The sequence below is a fragment of the Marinobacter nanhaiticus D15-8W genome, assembly GCF_036511935.1.
Classification (GTDB): domain Bacteria; phylum Pseudomonadota; class Gammaproteobacteria; order Pseudomonadales; family Oleiphilaceae; genus Marinobacter_A; species Marinobacter_A nanhaiticus.
Window position 1 is genome coordinate 5,099,553 of the sequence record NZ_AP028878.1, and the last position, 15,237, is coordinate 5,114,789.

Sequence of the window (15,237 nt, forward strand, 5' to 3'; positions counted from 1 at the left end):
CGACGGGCTTACTTAAGGCTGGCCTTGACCGCCGGCAGCGCAGGCTCGCCGTCGATCGTGGTCACGCCTTCGAGCCACTTGTCCAGAACGGACGGGTTATTGGCGAGCCATGCGTGGGCCGCGTCGCGGGGCTCCTCGCCGTCATTGAGGATGGCGCCCATAACCTCGTTCTCCATCTGCAGCGAGAATTCGAGGTTCTCCAGCAGTTGACCCACGTTCGGGCACTCGTCCAGGTAGCCTTCACGGACGTTGGTGTGGACGGTGGCGCCACCGAAGTTCGGGCCGAAGAACTCATCGCCACCGGACAGGTATTCCAGGTCGTGGTTGGCGTTCATCGGATGCGGTTCCCACGCCAGGAAAACAATCCACTCGTCACGGCGCACGGCGCGGCCCACCTGGGACAACATGCCGGCTTCGCTGGATTCGACCACGCGGAAATCACTCAGGCCGAAAGCGTCCTGGTCGATCATGTCCTGGATCAGGCGGTTGCCGTCGTTACCCGGCTCGATACCGTAGATGCGGTTATCGAACTTATCGGCGTTCTTGGCAATATCCTCAAAGCTGGTAACACCGGCATCGTAAACATACTGGGGGACGGCCAGCGTATACTTCGCACCGGTGAGATTGGTGCGGACGTCTTCGACTTCGCCGCTTTCCAGGTACGGGCGGATATCGGCTTCCATCGTGGGCATCCAGTTGCCCAGGAAAACGTCGATATCGTCATTCTTCAGGGAGCGGTAGGTGACCGGCACGGACAACACCTTGGCTTCCGGCTGGTAACCCATGCCCTCCAGTACTTCGGAGGTCAGTGCGGTAGTTGCGGTGATATCGGTCCAGCCCACATCGGCAAAACGTACGGGCTTGCATTCCTGGTTTGGAGCAGCCAATACCGCACCGCTTAACATCAAACCACCCGTTATCATCAGACCATTAAGAGCCAAAAAGAACTTCTTCATCGTTTTCTCCTTTCTCCAGCTGGAGGAGCCTGTGAGAAACACCCGGCCTGGGTCAGAAGGAATCATCGACCCGAAAGCCACATCGAGTGTCTGTCAGACGCTCCCCGTTTCTTTTGTGAAAGATCGCTTCGTCTGTAAACGAACGCTCAGCAAAAGCGTTATGGGAAAAACATCATTGTTGTCGTTCAAACGCGCCTGTTTCGACGCTTATCATCTTTACCCTTACAACACCGGCTACCGGCGTAATGCCTGCGGTTACCTCTGGCTGTTCTGCCAATCCGGATGCTCCCAGACATCGACCGGCGTAGGGCTTAGCAGCTCCCGTCCGCGGATATGGTCCGCGCACTTTTCCGCCAGCATGATGGTCGGCCCGTTTAGATTGCCGCTGACCACGCTGGGCATGATCGACGCGTCCACCACGCGCAGGTTCTGCACGCCGTAGACCCGGGCCTGTTCGTCCACCACCGCCATCGGATCGTTGGCGTTGCCCATCTTGCAGGTGCAGGACGGATGGTAGGCGCTGTCCGAGTACTGGCGGACGAAGGCGTCGATAGCCGCGTCGGAGTTCATCTCCTCTCCTGGCCGCAGTTCCTTGCCCCGATACGGATCGAACGCCTTCTGGGCGAAGATCTCACGGGTCAGCTTAACGCTCTCGCGCATTTCCCAGCGGTCCCGCTCGGTGCTGAGCAGGTTGGGTTCGATGATCGGGTGGTCGCCAGGCTTGTCGGATTTCAGTTTCAGGTAGCCGCGACTCGTCGGCCGCATCGGACCAACATGGACCTGGAAGCCGTGGCACTCGGCATCCTTGCGGCCGTGGTCCAATACCTGGGATGGCAGGAAGTGGAACTGGATATCCGGATGACGCACGCCCGCCTCGGTGCGGATAAAACCGCCGGCTTCGAGGTGTGCGGTGCGGCAAGCGCCCCAGTCGTGGTTGAGGAACCACTTCACGCCGGCAATCGTCTTGCCCGGCTGGGTGGTGTACTTGTAGAGCGTGACCGGCTCCTTGCATTCGTGCTGGACGTAGAGTTCCAGGTGATCCTGCAAGTTCTGGCCCACGCCGGGGCGATCGGCCTTGACCTCGATACCGAGCTTCTCCAGATCCGCCGCTGGACCGATACCGGAGAGCATGAGCAGCTGAGGCGAGTTGATGGCACCGCTGCTGACGATGACCTCTTTGCGTGCAGCAACGCGTAGCGTCTTGCCATCCTGCACATATTCCACGCCCGCGGCCAGTAGAGCCGACGGTTGTCCATGAACTTCTGCGGCTCGGTGTGGTAGTACCAGTTGTACTTGTCGTCCATGAGGTTGTACATCAGGGCGGCGGGCATATGGATTTTCCAGGTATCGTCCCGGCGGCCGGCTTCCAATACCAATATCTGATCCTGGCCGTCTTCGGTCAGCCGGTTCGCCAGCACGCAACCGGCCGAGCCGGTGCCTACCACCACATAGTCAAACTCACGATCAAACTTCAAAACAGTCTCTCCTGCTGTTCGAGATCTGGATACGGTGCCGGGCTTCGCGGGTAAGCCGGGCCGGGACGCGCTGTGAATACGTCCCTGTACGCTCCGCTGAGGCCATCCCTGGCCTCAGAGGGCCCCGGCCCGGCTTACCCGCTCGCTATTCAACAGCGTGCTGAACGCGAAATCCGTTAGAACAGTGCCTGTTGATCAATCAGAACGGCGCTTCGATGGGCACCATCCCGACATAGACCGACTTGGTCTGGGTGTAATGCTCGATCGCCTCCCGGCCGTTTTCCCGGCCCAAGCCGGACAGCTTGTAGCCACCCACCGGCATCTCCGCCGGCGACGCGCCCCAGCTGTTGATCCAGCAAATCCCAGCCTCGAGCCGATGGATGACCCGGTGGGCCTTCAACAGGTCACGGGTAAAGACGCCGGCAGCGAGGCCGTATTCGGTATCGTTGGCACGTTTGATCACTTCGTCCTCATCGTCGAACGGCAGTACCGCCATCACCGGGCCGAAGATTTCCTCGCGCACGATTGTCATGTCATCACGACAGTCGGCGAACACCGTGGGCGCGACGAAGTAGCCGTTCTCGACGCCCGCCGGACGCAGACCCACGCCACCCGTCACCAGGCGCGCACCTTCCTGTTCGCCGGTTTCGACGTACTGCATCACTTTGTCGCGGTGGTCGGCGCTGATCAGTGCGCCAAGGTTGGTGTCGGGATTCATGGGATCGCCGGCAACAATGTTGTTCTCGGTACGGTTGACCAATTTCTCGAGGAACTGGTCGTACACACCGCGCTGGACGAACACCCGGGTGCCGTTGGTGCAGACTTCGCCCTGGGTGTAGAAGTTGCCCATCATGGCGCCGGATACCGCCTGGTCGATGTCCGCGTCATCGAAGATCACCATCGGCGACTTGCCGCCCAGCTCCATGGTGACGGACTTGAGGGTCTTCGACGCGTCACCCATGACCGTACGACCCGTCTGGGCCTCGCCGGTGAAGGACACCTTGGCAATGCGCGGATGCCCCGTCAGCATCTGGCCCACACGGTAGTCGCCCTGCACGACGTTGAAGACGCCCGCCGGAACGCCGGCCTCGATAAAGATTTCCGCCAGCTTGAGCGCGCCCAACGGCGTTTCCTCCGACGGCTTGTAGATCATGCTGTTGCCACAGGCCAGGGCGGGCGCGGATTTCCAGCAGGCGATCTGCAGCGGGTAGTTCCAGGCGCCGATACCGGCACAGACACCCAGCGGCTCGCGGCGGGTGTAGAAGAAGTCCGGCCCTACGGGCTGGCTGATGCCCTCGATGCTGGAGGCCTGGCCGGCGAAATACTCCACCGCGTCGGCGCCAGTCACGACATCGACGACGCTGGCTTCCTGCCAGGGCTTACCGGTGTCCAGCACTTCGATTTCCGCCAGCTCGTCATTGCGTTCGCGCAGCAGCAGCGCCGCTTTATTGAGGATGCGGCTGCGCTCCAGTCCGGTCAGCGCGGCCCATTCACGGAAACCGCGTTCGGCGCTTTGCACCGCTGCGGCCATGACCGAGTCGTCCGCCTGCTCCACCTGGTAGATCACAGCGCCGGTGGCCGGATTGACGACATCAAAAGTTTCACCGTCCTGGTTTGACAGGTAGCGACCGTCGATAAAGGATTGATATACGGGAAGAGTCATCGTTGAACTCCATTATTGGCCTGGATCGCCTGATCGATATAGGTCTTACACAACGCGATGGCCTCATCCGGTTCGATGCGCCCTTCGCTCATGGCGGCGCGCAACCAGAAACCGTCGATCAGTGCGGCAATGGTTTGAGCAATCCCCTTTACCCGGTCCGCGGGTATCAGGGCCTTGAGGTAGTACTGCAGGTTGGACAGCAGGCGCCGCTCATTGACTCGCTGCAGGCGCATCAGCTCAGGGCTATGCATGGCCTGGGTCCAGAACGCCAGCCAGGTCTTGGCTGATTGGGGGTCGGTCTGCACGCTGGAGAAGTTGGCATCGACAATGGCCATCAACCGATCACGCGGGGTATCTCGGCGCGCTTCCATACTGCGGAGCACGTCGCCGCCCAGGGTCGCCAACAGGTGGCGCATCGCCGCTTCCAGCAAACCCTGCTTACCGCCGAAATAATGACTCACGATCCCCACGGACATACCGGAGGCCTGGGCAATCTTGCCAATGGTCGCCCCCTGGAAACCATTGTCTTCGATGACCTTCAGCGTGGCGTCAATCAATTGCTGACGCCGGATCGATTCCACATCCACCCTTGCCATACGACCCTCGGGAACAGGCTTTGAATACATATTCAATATATTGAACGATCATTCAATATGATCAGATTAATCATTTGAGGGCTAAATATCAAACCGGCTCAAGACATCGAACGCGCCCTCGACTTCCGGCCAGCACCAGCCAAATTCGCGCAATCGCTTCCAGAACAGTGCATTACCTCAATATAGGCACCGAAAACTTTCTATTAGTGGTCAAATGAAAATATGAAGAAAGAGGCGGGATATGGATGTAGGTCGGGCTAGCAACGCGTAACCCGACATTGAGGTCAAAGTAGCTCTAAGGATCCGGGGATACCCGCAAATTTGTTGGGTTACGCGTTGCTAACCCGACCTACATAATGCGGAGAAAACCGTGCTCAACCCGCGAGGAAGAGCCCCATCAGAACAGGCGAGATAAACGAAAGGACAAAGCCGGACGCGATAGCCACCGGTACACAGGCCAGGCCGCCGCTGCGCCGGATGATCGGTAGAGTGAAATCCATGGCCGTTGCGCCGCCGTAGCCGATGGCCACCGCCGGACGTTGGCCAATCACCAGCGGGATGATTACCAGGGCGATGATCTCGCGCAACACGTCGTTGAGGAAAGCCACACCGCCCCAGGCCGGGCCCAGCGCATCGCCCACGACGATGCCGGATAGGGAATACCAACCAAAGCCAGAGGCCAGCGCCAGTACGTCCATCAGCGGCAGATCGTAAAACGGGGCAATCACCAGGCCAGCCAACAACGACGTGCCGGCCAGGGTCAGCGCAATGCCGAGTCCCTGTCGGTTCATGAGGAGCCGGCGTAGGGAAAGACCGGCATTGCGCAGCTGCAGACCGATCAGGAACAGCAGCAGCATCAACGCAGCGCTAGCCAGATCCTCAATCCAGATTAGCTCCGGCAGCAGCGCGTAACCCAGCAGCGTGCCGGCAATCACCGCGCCGAGGGGTCGCACGGCTCCCAGGAACAGACGGCGATAGCCGAGACTGCCTTCCGGCTGATCGTCGGCGTCCAGCCTCATGGGTTGCCAGCGATGCCACAACCAGAGTCCAAACAGATTGGCCACCAGGAGCGCGCCCACCAGGAGCAGCACCTGCCCCGTCATTCGGCTGAGCTGCTCAGCGAGGCCATCCAGTTGCCCCAGGCTGATGCCCAGCAAACCCAGGATGAGATAGACCATTCCCTCCACACCGTGGTTGATCCAGGTGAGCATTCGACGGTTTTGCAGGTGGATGGCAAAGCCGACGAAAAGCGGCACAAGGATCAAGAGGGCGCTGGCAAGCATGACGGTCCTAGGGGAACAGTGAGCGGTGGAACGGGTGACAGTATGATATGTCGACTGCGCCGGTGGACCGCGACAGTCGCTGAGACTATTACCGTGTAAAAGAGGAGCGGTAGTTTACCAGAGCGGCTCGTGCTGGTCAGGGTCAAAGACGTAGACCCCGGCATTGGCGTCGCGACCGCGGCGAATGGTGCGGGCATGGCGCTGGGCGCTGACGGTCCAAACTGCGTGCACCTTGGGCGCCGGTTCGTAACTCTGCGCCAGCAGGGAGCCTGCGACACCGCGCAAGGCGGCTTCGGCCTGGGAGGCACTTTTGTACGGCCCCTGGCATTTATGGCGTTCCGGCTGGCCGTTGTCCGGTCCACTGAGGGCAACCAGGGCCCAGGCCTCCTCGCCGACCGGTTTCACATGAAGCTCAATGCGCCGCTCGTCGCGCTTCATCACGAGCGCGCGGAGGGGACTTCGACCACTGAAATAATGCAGCTTCATCAATGTTGCACCTGGCGACTACATCTTCGGACGTTACACCTTCAAGCCAAGGGTTGCACCTGCCCAAGTTAGGGAAACCAACTCTCTAGTTACGGGTATTTCGATCCTGCACCAACACCCAGGGCGCAATGACGACGGCCCAGAGATCGGCTTCGGCGTCATACCAGGCCTGCGCCCGCTCGGGCGGAACCTCGCCTACCTGACCATCGGCCATCCATTGCTCGAAGCGAGCCTTATCGTCCGCAGCCAGGGCCTCGCCGACCTCCAGCAGGTCCAGTTTGTCGCTCACGAAGACCACCTGTCCACGGGCGAAAAAGGTCTGCAGGTCGCACCAGGGAACCAAGGCGGTTTCCAGGTTCAACTTGGCGCGCGTGTCATCCGGAGGTACGGCTGCGGACATGGGCTCTCCATTCTCGATTAATTGGAACCGGGTGCCTGCATCTGTTTCTGCTGCTGCGCCTGCATGAATTCCATGATCTTCTGCTGGTTGCGTTGCAGCACTTCGCGGTCGTTTTCAGACACCTTTTCGGCAATGTTACCGAATTGCTGGTTCATCTTCTCCCGGGCCTGCTCGGGAACGTTGGGATTTTTCATCATGGCTTCCTGGGTGGCGGCCATAAACCCCATCATGACGCGGGCCTGCACTTCGAGGAGCTCTTCCACGCTATCGAAGCCGTTATTCTCTGCCACACGCTGCACGTCGGCATAGGCATCGACCTCATCCAGCGCTTCCGACATGCCCTCGGCCATCGCTTCGGGATCAAAATCCTCTGCGCGGGGATCCAGACGCGGCGGCTGTTCCTCGGGCGGCAGTGTCGCCAGTCGCTGGCCAACCTGTTCCATTACCGGCTGCAGTTCGTCCATGGCACCCAGCAGGTTTTCCAGCCGCTCATCGGTCAGAGGCGCATCAGCCTGTGCCAGCACCGCCATCATGGCGAGGCCCAGACCGGCCAGCCAACGACCCATTAATCGTTTCATCTTGCTCTCCTTATCATTCAACTAACCCGGAACGTCCAGCCCGGTCGTGTGGAGTCGCCGACGAGAACCGGCCACTCCGTATTTGCTGGATCCTGCACAGCCGTGCTGTCTCCGGCGTCATCAGCGTGGCATGAATCGCAAGGGTGGACAAGACGAGGCTACAGGAACCGTTAGATTGCTTCAGACATGCTGGCGGTTTCGCCAAGCCAACCGGCGTCTGGCCGGAGGCGCCCACCGGGCCTTGCCAAGAGCCATAACGCTGTGGATGCAGCCTTCAGAGCACGCACAGGCCATTTGGAGTTATTCAGAGGCTCCCTAGTTGAAGACAGCAACACCGTCCTTGCCTGCGGCCTTGCGGCTGTGAAGCGCACGGTCCGCCGATAGCAGCACGGCATCGGCCGACGGGAAGTCGCCCAGCTGCACCAAACCGACACTGAGCGTGACTCGGAAGCTGCCACCATCGCACCGGAACACCAGGTTGGAGAAGTGCCGGCGGACATCGTCTAGCACACTCCAGGCGTCCAGTTCATCGCAGTCGGGCAGGACCACGACAAACTCCTGACCGTTATAGCGCCCTACCCGATCCGTACGACGCAGTCGTCGGGATAACGTGTTGGCGAGCGTACGTATGACCCTATCGCCCTGGGGATGACCATAGGTGGCATTGACCTCCTGTAGGTCATCGAGGTCGACAAGAGCCGCCACGGCGTTGTGGCTTTTGCGGCGGACTCGCGCCAATTCGTCGTTCAGCGCCTGTTTGATCGACTGATGGTTCATCACACCGGTCAGGCTGTCCCGCGAAAGGAGTCGATTCATGCGGCGGGTTCGCGCGCACTGCGCCCGCACGCTATTGACCAGTTGGCGGTCGGACACCGGCTTGGCCACTAATTCGTCGAGGCCGTCCAATGGCGCCGTCAGGCGATTGTCGCGGGTCTGGCTGGAAACCAGTTGAATAATGGGTAGATCCTGCCACTCCCGCTGCTGACGGAGGGTGCGCGTCAGGATCTCGCCGGCGTAGGGTCCGGCATCGGTATCCATGACCACGAGGTCCGGCCGAAATTGCGCCAGCGCAGCGAAACATTCCTCCGGGTCGTTGATCGCCGAGACATGGAAACCCGATGCCCCAAGCACGGCCCGGCAGTGCTCCGCCCCTTCCGGCTCGTCTGCGATCACCAACACGCGCCCGTGCTGGACCTCGTCGACTTCGGCCATCTGCCGTTCGATACGCTCAACCAGTTGCGGGACCTCGATCGGGCGTACAAAAAAACCGCCGGCACGGCTCTTGGCCAATTTGTAGCGCAGTTGGAAGGTATCCACGTCAGACAGGTAGATCACTGGCAGGAAGGCGTTCGTCCGCATGAACGGTGCATCCGCCAGCGCCTGCGAAAAAACAATATCTGCGACGACGGAAACTGGCGTCTCGGTGCCCGCCTGGTTGGCGAACGCTTCCAGACCACTCATATCGGTTACCCAGAGCACTTCATAGCCGTTTCGCTGAAGACCCGCCATCAGGTGCTCCGCGGTTTCAACATCGGGCTCCAGCAAGACCACCCAGGAAGGTTCAACCAGCGGAATGGTCGGCTGGGACCGTTTTTCCTCGCTGACCGGCGCACGGGATTCTTCATCGCTCGGCGATACTTGAGGCTCCTGAAGCTCCTGCATTTCCGTATCCCATATGCCGGGCGCCAGTAATTCGTAATCCGCCAGGTCAACATCTGGCAAGTCCGGGTTTGCGAAGTCATGGCTTACCTGGTCATGGTCCGCCAGGTCATTCGCTGAAAGATCCGCTTCCAACTGGTCAGCCGCCAGATCATAGTCCGACACGTCATACTTCAGGATTTCGGGCTCGGTCTCTGCTGGCTCCGGATTTCCAGGTTCAGGCCTGGTGGGTTCTGATGCTTCCGGTGCTTCCGGTGCTTCCGACTCAAGCATCTCCGAATCGACCGTTCCTGCTTCGCTAAAGTCTGTTTCGAGCGTTTCCGGTTCAGCTCGCTCTCTGGGCGGCGTTTCGGGTTCTTGCTCAGGTTGCTCCGGTTGATCAAGGCGCTCCGGCTCAACAGACTGAGGTCTGCGATAGACCGTTTTGGGCGTGTGATAGGCCTCAAGCACGGAATTGGGTACGCGGGAGAGCAAATCGGTTTCGAGCAGGCCACCCAGCGCCCGAACATGCTCGGCAAAGGTGCTTCCGAGCTGCGCCCGGAATGTTTCGTCGCCGATCTTTCCGGCATCCACGACCGGCTGCAACGCCTGTTCCAGCACCCGGGCCTCCTGCCGCAAGCGGTAAAGTCCCAACGTTCGCGAGTCACCGGCGATATTGTGAAGCGTCTGTAGTACCGACCGGGCACGCTGCAAACCTGCCACACCTACCATCGGCGTTGCCAACAGGTCATCCAGTTCCATCAGCTCGAGCCGTACACGTTCGGCAAAGCTGTCTCTCAATGCCTGGATCTGAAGATGGACATCGGGAGCGTTCACTTCAATTCACCTCTCTGGGAACGACAAGCCTGGGAGCGAAAATCATGGGGAAGATAGACGGTTTCATGGTACACAAACGCCATCCGCATCGGGACGGCTGATCAATTACAGTACAGCAACAAAAAAAGCCCCATCCCGCCAGTACAGGCAGTATGGGGCTTTCAGGTTCACCGTGGCGATCAGGCCGCCTTGATCATCTCCCGCAGCACATAATGCAGGATACCGCCATTAATGAAGTACTTGGCTTCATTGACCGTATCGATGCGAGAGATCAGCTCGACCGTCTCTTCCTTGCCGTCCGGGTAGGCCACTGTCATGGTGACTTTCTGGCCGGGCTTGGGTTCGCCGGCCATACCGGACAGGCTGATGGTTTCCTCACCCGTCAGCTTCAGCGACTTGCGGTCCACCCCTTCCGGGAACTGCAGGGGCATCACGCCCATACCGATCAGGTTTGAACGGTGGATCCGCTCGAAGGATTCTGCGACCACCGCCTTCACGCCCAACAGCCGCGTACCCTTGGCAGCCCAGTCACGACTGGAGCCGGTACCATACTCTTTGCCCGCAATGACCACCAGCGGTGTGTCGTCTTCCTGGTACTTCATTGCAGCGTCGTAGATTGCCATCTCTTCGCCCGAGGGCACATGGCGGGTATACCCCCCTTCCACACCGTCGAGCATTTCGTTCTTGATCCGCACGTTGGCGAAGGTGCCCCGCATCATGACTTCGTGGTTACCCCGGCGCGAGCCGTAGGAGTTGAAGTCTTTCGGCTCCACGCCATGCTCCTGCAGGTAACGTCCGGCAGGGCTGTCGGCCTTGATGGAACCGGCCGGCGAGATATGGTCCGTGGTCACCGAATCGCCCAGAAGTGCCAGGACGCGGGCGTCCTTGACGTCTTCCACCGGCTCCGGCTCGGTATCCATGCCCTCGAAGAACGGCGGATGCTGGATGTAGGTGGACTTGTCGGACCACTCGTAGACCTTGCTCTCGGGCACCTTGATCGATTGCCAAGTGGCGTCGCCGTCGAAGACGGCGGCGTATTCCTTGCGGAACATATCGGTCTTGACCTTCTCGACCGCCTCGGCGATTTCCGCCTGGCTCGGCCAGATATCCTGCAGGTAGACCGGATTGCCGTCCTTGTCCTTGCCCAAGGGGTCCTTGGTCAGGTCGACGCGGACGTTCCCGGCCAGGGCATAGGCCACAACCAGCGGCGGCGAGGCCAGCCAGTTGGTCTTGACCAGCGGATGCACCCGTCCTTCGAAGTTTCGGTTGCCGGACAGGACCGACGCCACTGTCAGGTCGCCGTTTTCGACGGCTTTTTCGATCGGCTCGGGCAACGGACCTGAGTTACCGATGCAGGTGGTGCAACCGTAACCCACCAGGTTGAAACCCAGCTTGTCCAGATCTTCCTGGAAGCCGCCCGCTTCGAAGTACTCGGTCACCACCTTCGAACCCGGCGCCAGGGAGGTCTTCACCCAGGGTTTGGTCATCAGGCCCTTCTCCAGCGCTTTCCGGGCCAGAAGACCGGCCGCCATCATCACGCTGGGGTTGGACGTATTGGTGCAGGACGTGATGGCTGCGATCACGACGGCGCCCGGATCGAGACGGAATTTCTCCCCATTGAACTCGGTGTGCTGGCTCAAGGCGTGCTCGAAGCTGTCTTCCACATCGCCCGGGTCGACCGGCATCTGTCCGCCCTCGGATTGCATCTTGCCACGCTCGGTATCCGACGCGGGGTCCTTGTCCGAAGTCTGCATCAGCAGTTCGAACGAGGACTTCATGTTCTTGAGGGCCACTCGGTCCTGGGGACGTTTCGGGCCGGCCAGGCTAGCCTCGACGTCGCCCATATCCAGCTCCAGTGTATCCGTGTAGACCGGCTCGTGACCGGGCTCACGCCACAGCCCCTGTGCCTTGGCGTAGGCTTCGACCAATTCGATCTGCTTGTCGTCACGCCCCGTCAGTTGCATGTACTTCAGGGTCTGTTCGTCCACCGGGAAGAAGCCGCAGGTCGCACCGTATTCCGGGGCCATGTTGGCAATGGTGGCCCGATCGGCGACCGGCATATCCTTCAAACCATCGCCGTAGAATTCCACGAACTTGCCCACCACGCCGCGCTCGCGCAGCATCTGGGTCACGGTCAGCACCAGGTCGGTCGCCGTGATGCCTTCACGTAGCTTGCCGGTAATCTTGAAGCCCACCACTTCGGGAATGAGCATGGAGACCGGCTGACCCAGCATCGCGGCTTCCGCCTCGATACCACCAACACCCCAACCCAGGATGCCGAGACCATTGATCATGGTGGTATGGGAATCGGTGCCCACGAGCGTATCGGGGAAGGCGTAGTGCTTGCCGTCCTGCTCCTTGGTCCAGACCGTCTGGCCTAGGTATTCCAGGTTGACCTGGTGGCAGATACCGGTGCCCGGCGGCACTACACGGAAGTTGTCGAACGCCTGCTGGCCCCAACGCAGGAATTCGTAGCGTTCGGCGTTACGCTCCATCTCGATGGCCACGTTGTCCTTGAACGCCGAGGCATCGGCGAAGTGATCGACCATGACCGAGTGGTCGATTACCAGGTCTACCGCGGAAAGGGGATTGATGCGCGCCGGGTCCTTGCCCGCCGCGTTCATGGCGTCACGCATGGCCGCCAGGTCGACCACGGCCGGGACCCCGGTGAAGTCCTGCATCAGTACCCGCGCCGGGCGGTACTGGATCTCGGTATCCGAGTTGCGCTCATCCAGCCACTTGTACATGGCCTTGAGATGATCCTCGGTGACGGTCTCTCCGTCCTCGTTGCGCAGCAGATTTTCGAGCAGCACTTTCAGGGAGAAGGGCAGCCGGGACACATCGCCCAGCGTCTTGCCCGCTTCCGGCAGGCTGTAATAATGGAAGGTGTTGCCGGCCACATCGAGGCTGGCCAGGGTATTCAGACTGTCGTTACTGATACCTTCTTTTGACATGTGACGCCTCCTTTCCTTATCGGTATCGAAATTTAAAAGGGCGTAATCAGGAGCCTTTGGATCTAACTGCAGTATTCAGCATCATCCTGTTTTGTTCGCCAAACACGGCAAAAGGTTCCAGTCCTTACTCTCTCATCATGAGTTCAGATTGCTTCGGACCACCCGCAAGTAGAATTCCATACTTACTATTGCACCAATTGGAGTGACTTCAACCACGGTGCCATGAATGTTCTGAATAACCTGCGTGAATGCTGTCGGCAAACAGTATTCACCATCGCTAGCCCAAAGGCGCATGCCGGGTAGTTCAGCCCATGCGCTGGTGAATGGCACCGTGGTGCATCCGGTTGACCCACATCATGCCGGACCGGATAGGAGCACTACCCCGGTTAGGCGCATTATCCCCAGTCTAGCAGCCTGAACGGCCGGCTCACCCCAACCATGTTAATGCTGACGATCCCCATAGAGTTGGGCATAAAGTCCCTGACGGGCAATCAGTTCGTCGTGGTGCCCTTCTTCGATGATCTGGCCGTCCTCGAAGACATAGGCCCGGTCGGCCTGTTTCACGGCGCTGAGCCGGTGGGCGATGATCAGCGTGGTGCGCTGCTCGAGGAAGGATTCCAGCGCCTGGTGCAGCTGGTATTCGGTTTCCGCATCCAGTGCGGAGGTGGCTTCGTCGAGGATCACCACGGAGGGATCCGACAGCACCATGCGGGCGATGGCGAGTCGTTGGCGCTGACCGCCGGAAAGACGTACTCCCTGGCGGCCTATCAAGGTGTCGAGGCCTTTTTCCATCGCACGGACCGTATGGTCGAGCTGGGCAATCTTCAGCGCGTCCCAAAGACGCTCCTCGCTATGGTCGCGGCCAAGGGTCAGGTTCTGGCGTACCGTATCGTTGAACAGGGCCGGGTGCTGCAGCACGGTGGCAACATGTTCGCGTAGGCTCTCCAGGCCGATGCGCTGCACCGGAACATCGTCGATCAGGATCTCGCCGCTGGTGGGCGTATACATCCCGAGGATCACCTGCACCAGCGTCGACTTGCCGCCACCACTGGCGCCCACGATCGCGACCTTCTCGCCCGGATCCACATGGAAGTTGATGCCGCGCAGGACATCTTCCTCGCCGTAGCGAAAGTGCACATCCTTGAGGGTGAGGCTGACGGTGTGGCGATCCTGAAAGGGATTTTCCAGTGCCGGATAGCGCGGCTCCTCTTTCAGCTGCAATAGCCGGTTGATGCGCCCGAGGGCGGCATTCGCCGCATAGAAGGCGTACTGCATGTTCAGCATTTCCTGTACCGGCGTGAGCATGAACCACAAATAGCCGAAAACGGCGAACATCATGCCGATGCTCAGGTCGCTGAGCAGCACCGCCACCATTGCCGCCGCCCGGAAACTGTCCACACCGAACTGGAACAGGGAGAAGCTGGCGCGATTGGCCGCGTCGCTGCGCCACTCGAACTGCACCGCATGATCACGCACCCCGCGGGCGCGGTTGACCAGATGCTTGAGGTAGTGGCTCTCCCGGTTGGCGGCGCGGAGCTGGTGAATGGCATCGAGCGTCTCGGTCAGGTCGCCCTGGAAGTCCTCGTACGCCTTGTTTTCCTTGCGCTTGAGATCCTTCACCCGCTTACCGATCAGGATCGTGCAGAAAATCACCACTGGGTTCAGCAGCAGAATCAGCAAGCCCAGTTGCCAGTGCACCCACAGCAGGACACCGGCAGTACCAATCACTGTGAGGCTGGCCACCAGGAAGCGGCTGATGGTGGTCCCCAAGAACTGATCGATGGTGTCCAGATCGGTGATGAAGTGGCTGGTCACCGCGCCGGCACCCAAAGTTTCGTATTCGGACATGGCAATCCGTTGCAGCCGCCCAAGCAGACGCTCGCGGATACGGAAGACCACATCTTTGGAAATCACCGAAAACTCACGTGATTGGGCGACGTTGAAGCCCAGCGCCATGAAACGCATCAGGAAGGCGACCACGACCATGACCCCGATATACGCCACGGGCACCTGCCAGGCTTCGGGAAGGACCGAATTCATTACCGGCACCACAGGGCCCGGCTCATCCAGCAGCACCTCATCCACCAGCACCGGCAGCAACAACGGCAAGGGCACGCTCACCAAGGTCGCCAGGATGGCGATGATATTGGCGCGCACCAGCCGGGGCTTGTGCTCCAACGCAAACGCGAGGATCTGCCGCCAGGTGTATTGCTCTGCGGGTTTGTCGGATGTCCTGATGGAATGGAGTTCGGGCTGCTGGGTCAAAAGTCCTCCAGGGCGGTTCGGCATCCGGATGACAAACACCGGTATCTCAAAACGACTCTAGCCTACCGTGGATACGGCAGGCAGGGTTATGCGGGTCAGCCCTTTA

At 60.1% G+C, this 15,237-nt stretch carries 10 protein-coding genes and 1 pseudogene; all 11 read right to left on the bottom strand.

Going from position 1 to position 15,237, the window contains the following annotated elements; genetic code table 11:
• Positions 1–8 precede the first annotated feature (8 nt).
• The 11 genes and pseudogenes from RE428_RS22970 to RE428_RS23020 all read right to left on the bottom strand — a co-directional run bounded on the left by RE428_RS22970 (position 9) and on the right by RE428_RS23020 (position 15,155).
• Positions 9–956 (bottom strand): choline ABC transporter substrate-binding protein, encoded by a 948-nt coding sequence (locus RE428_RS22970; protein ID WP_004579822.1) that lies wholly within the window; start codon positions 954–956, stop codon positions 9–11.
• Positions 957–1,211: 255 nt separating this feature from the next.
• Positions 1,212–2,431 (bottom strand): annotated as a pseudogene (locus tag RE428_RS22975) (GMC oxidoreductase).
• A 199-nt stretch (positions 2,432–2,630) separates the two neighbouring features.
• Positions 2,631–4,094 carry a betaine-aldehyde dehydrogenase gene (gene betB, locus RE428_RS22980; protein WP_004579820.1) on the bottom strand — a complete coding sequence of 488 codons (1,464 nt, stop codon included), beginning with the start codon at positions 4,092–4,094 and terminating at the stop codon, positions 2,631–2,633.
• Positions 4,091–4,690 (bottom strand): transcriptional regulator BetI, encoded by a 600-nt coding sequence (betI, locus tag RE428_RS22985; protein ID WP_004579819.1) that lies wholly within the window; start codon positions 4,688–4,690, stop codon positions 4,091–4,093. Before betI ends, betB begins: the two co-directional genes overlap by 4 nt.
• A gap of 374 nt (positions 4,691–5,064) precedes the next feature.
• The gene (locus RE428_RS22990) at positions 5,065–5,973 is read right to left on the bottom strand and encodes a LysO family transporter (RefSeq protein ID WP_004579818.1); all 909 of its coding nucleotides are present in this window, start codon (positions 5,971–5,973) and stop codon (positions 5,065–5,067) included.
• A 114-nt stretch (positions 5,974–6,087) separates the two neighbouring features.
• Positions 6,088–6,459 carry a PA4575 family protein gene (locus RE428_RS22995; protein ID WP_004579817.1) on the bottom strand — a complete coding sequence of 124 codons (372 nt, stop codon included), beginning with the start codon at positions 6,457–6,459 and terminating at the stop codon, positions 6,088–6,090.
• 85 nt (positions 6,460–6,544) lie between these two features.
• Complete coding sequence (locus tag RE428_RS23000) at positions 6,545–6,859, bottom strand: DUF2288 domain-containing protein (protein WP_004579816.1); 315 nt, start codon at positions 6,857–6,859, stop codon at positions 6,545–6,547.
• A 17-nt stretch (positions 6,860–6,876) separates the two neighbouring features.
• Positions 6,877–7,437 (bottom strand): hypothetical protein, encoded by a 561-nt coding sequence (locus RE428_RS23005; protein WP_154660733.1) that lies wholly within the window; start codon positions 7,435–7,437, stop codon positions 6,877–6,879.
• Between the two features lie 315 nt (positions 7,438–7,752).
• Positions 7,753–9,912: a GGDEF domain-containing response regulator gene (locus RE428_RS23010; protein WP_004579814.1), complete on the bottom strand. Its 2,160-nt coding sequence runs from the start codon at positions 9,910–9,912 to the stop codon at positions 7,753–7,755.
• 179 nt (positions 9,913–10,091) lie between these two features.
• Positions 10,092–12,866, bottom strand: a complete 2,775-nt coding sequence (gene acnA / locus RE428_RS23015) for an aconitate hydratase AcnA (RefSeq protein WP_004579813.1) — start codon at positions 12,864–12,866, stop codon at positions 10,092–10,094.
• A 441-nt stretch (positions 12,867–13,307) separates the two neighbouring features.
• Positions 13,308–15,155, bottom strand: coding sequence for an ABC transporter ATP-binding protein (locus RE428_RS23020; protein WP_040882361.1), 1,848 nt, complete (start codon positions 15,153–15,155; stop codon positions 13,308–13,310).
• Between the last annotated feature and the right edge of the window lie 82 nt (positions 15,156–15,237).

What these genes read in the sequence shown, in the direction of transcription:
- RE428_RS22970 (WP_004579822.1), bottom strand. Translation starts at nt 956, where the DNA reads ATGAAGAAGTTCTTTTTGGCTCTTAATGGTCTGATGATAACGGGTGGT.
- betB (WP_004579820.1), bottom strand. Translation starts at nt 4,094, where the DNA reads ATGACTCTTCCCGTATATCAATCCTTTATCGACGGTCGCTACCTGTCA.
- betI (WP_004579819.1), bottom strand. Translation starts at nt 4,690, where the DNA reads ATGGCAAGGGTGGATGTGGAATCGATCCGGCGTCAGCAATTGATTGAC.
- RE428_RS22990 (WP_004579818.1), bottom strand. Translation starts at nt 5,973, where the DNA reads ATGCTTGCCAGCGCCCTCTTGATCCTTGTGCCGCTTTTCGTCGGCTTT.
- RE428_RS22995 (WP_004579817.1), bottom strand. Translation starts at nt 6,459, where the DNA reads ATGAAGCTGCATTATTTCAGTGGTCGAAGTCCCCTCCGCGCGCTCGTG.
- RE428_RS23000 (WP_004579816.1), bottom strand. Translation starts at nt 6,859, where the DNA reads ATGTCCGCAGCCGTACCTCCGGATGACACGCGCGCCAAGTTGAACCTG.
- RE428_RS23005 (WP_154660733.1), bottom strand. Translation starts at nt 7,437, where the DNA reads ATGAAACGATTAATGGGTCGTTGGCTGGCCGGTCTGGGCCTCGCCATG.
- acnA (WP_004579813.1), bottom strand. Translation starts at nt 12,866, where the DNA reads ATGTCAAAAGAAGGTATCAGTAACGACAGTCTGAATACCCTGGCCAGC.
- RE428_RS23020 (WP_040882361.1), bottom strand. Translation starts at nt 15,155, where the DNA reads ATGCCGAACCGCCCTGGAGGACTTTTGACCCAGCAGCCCGAACTCCAT.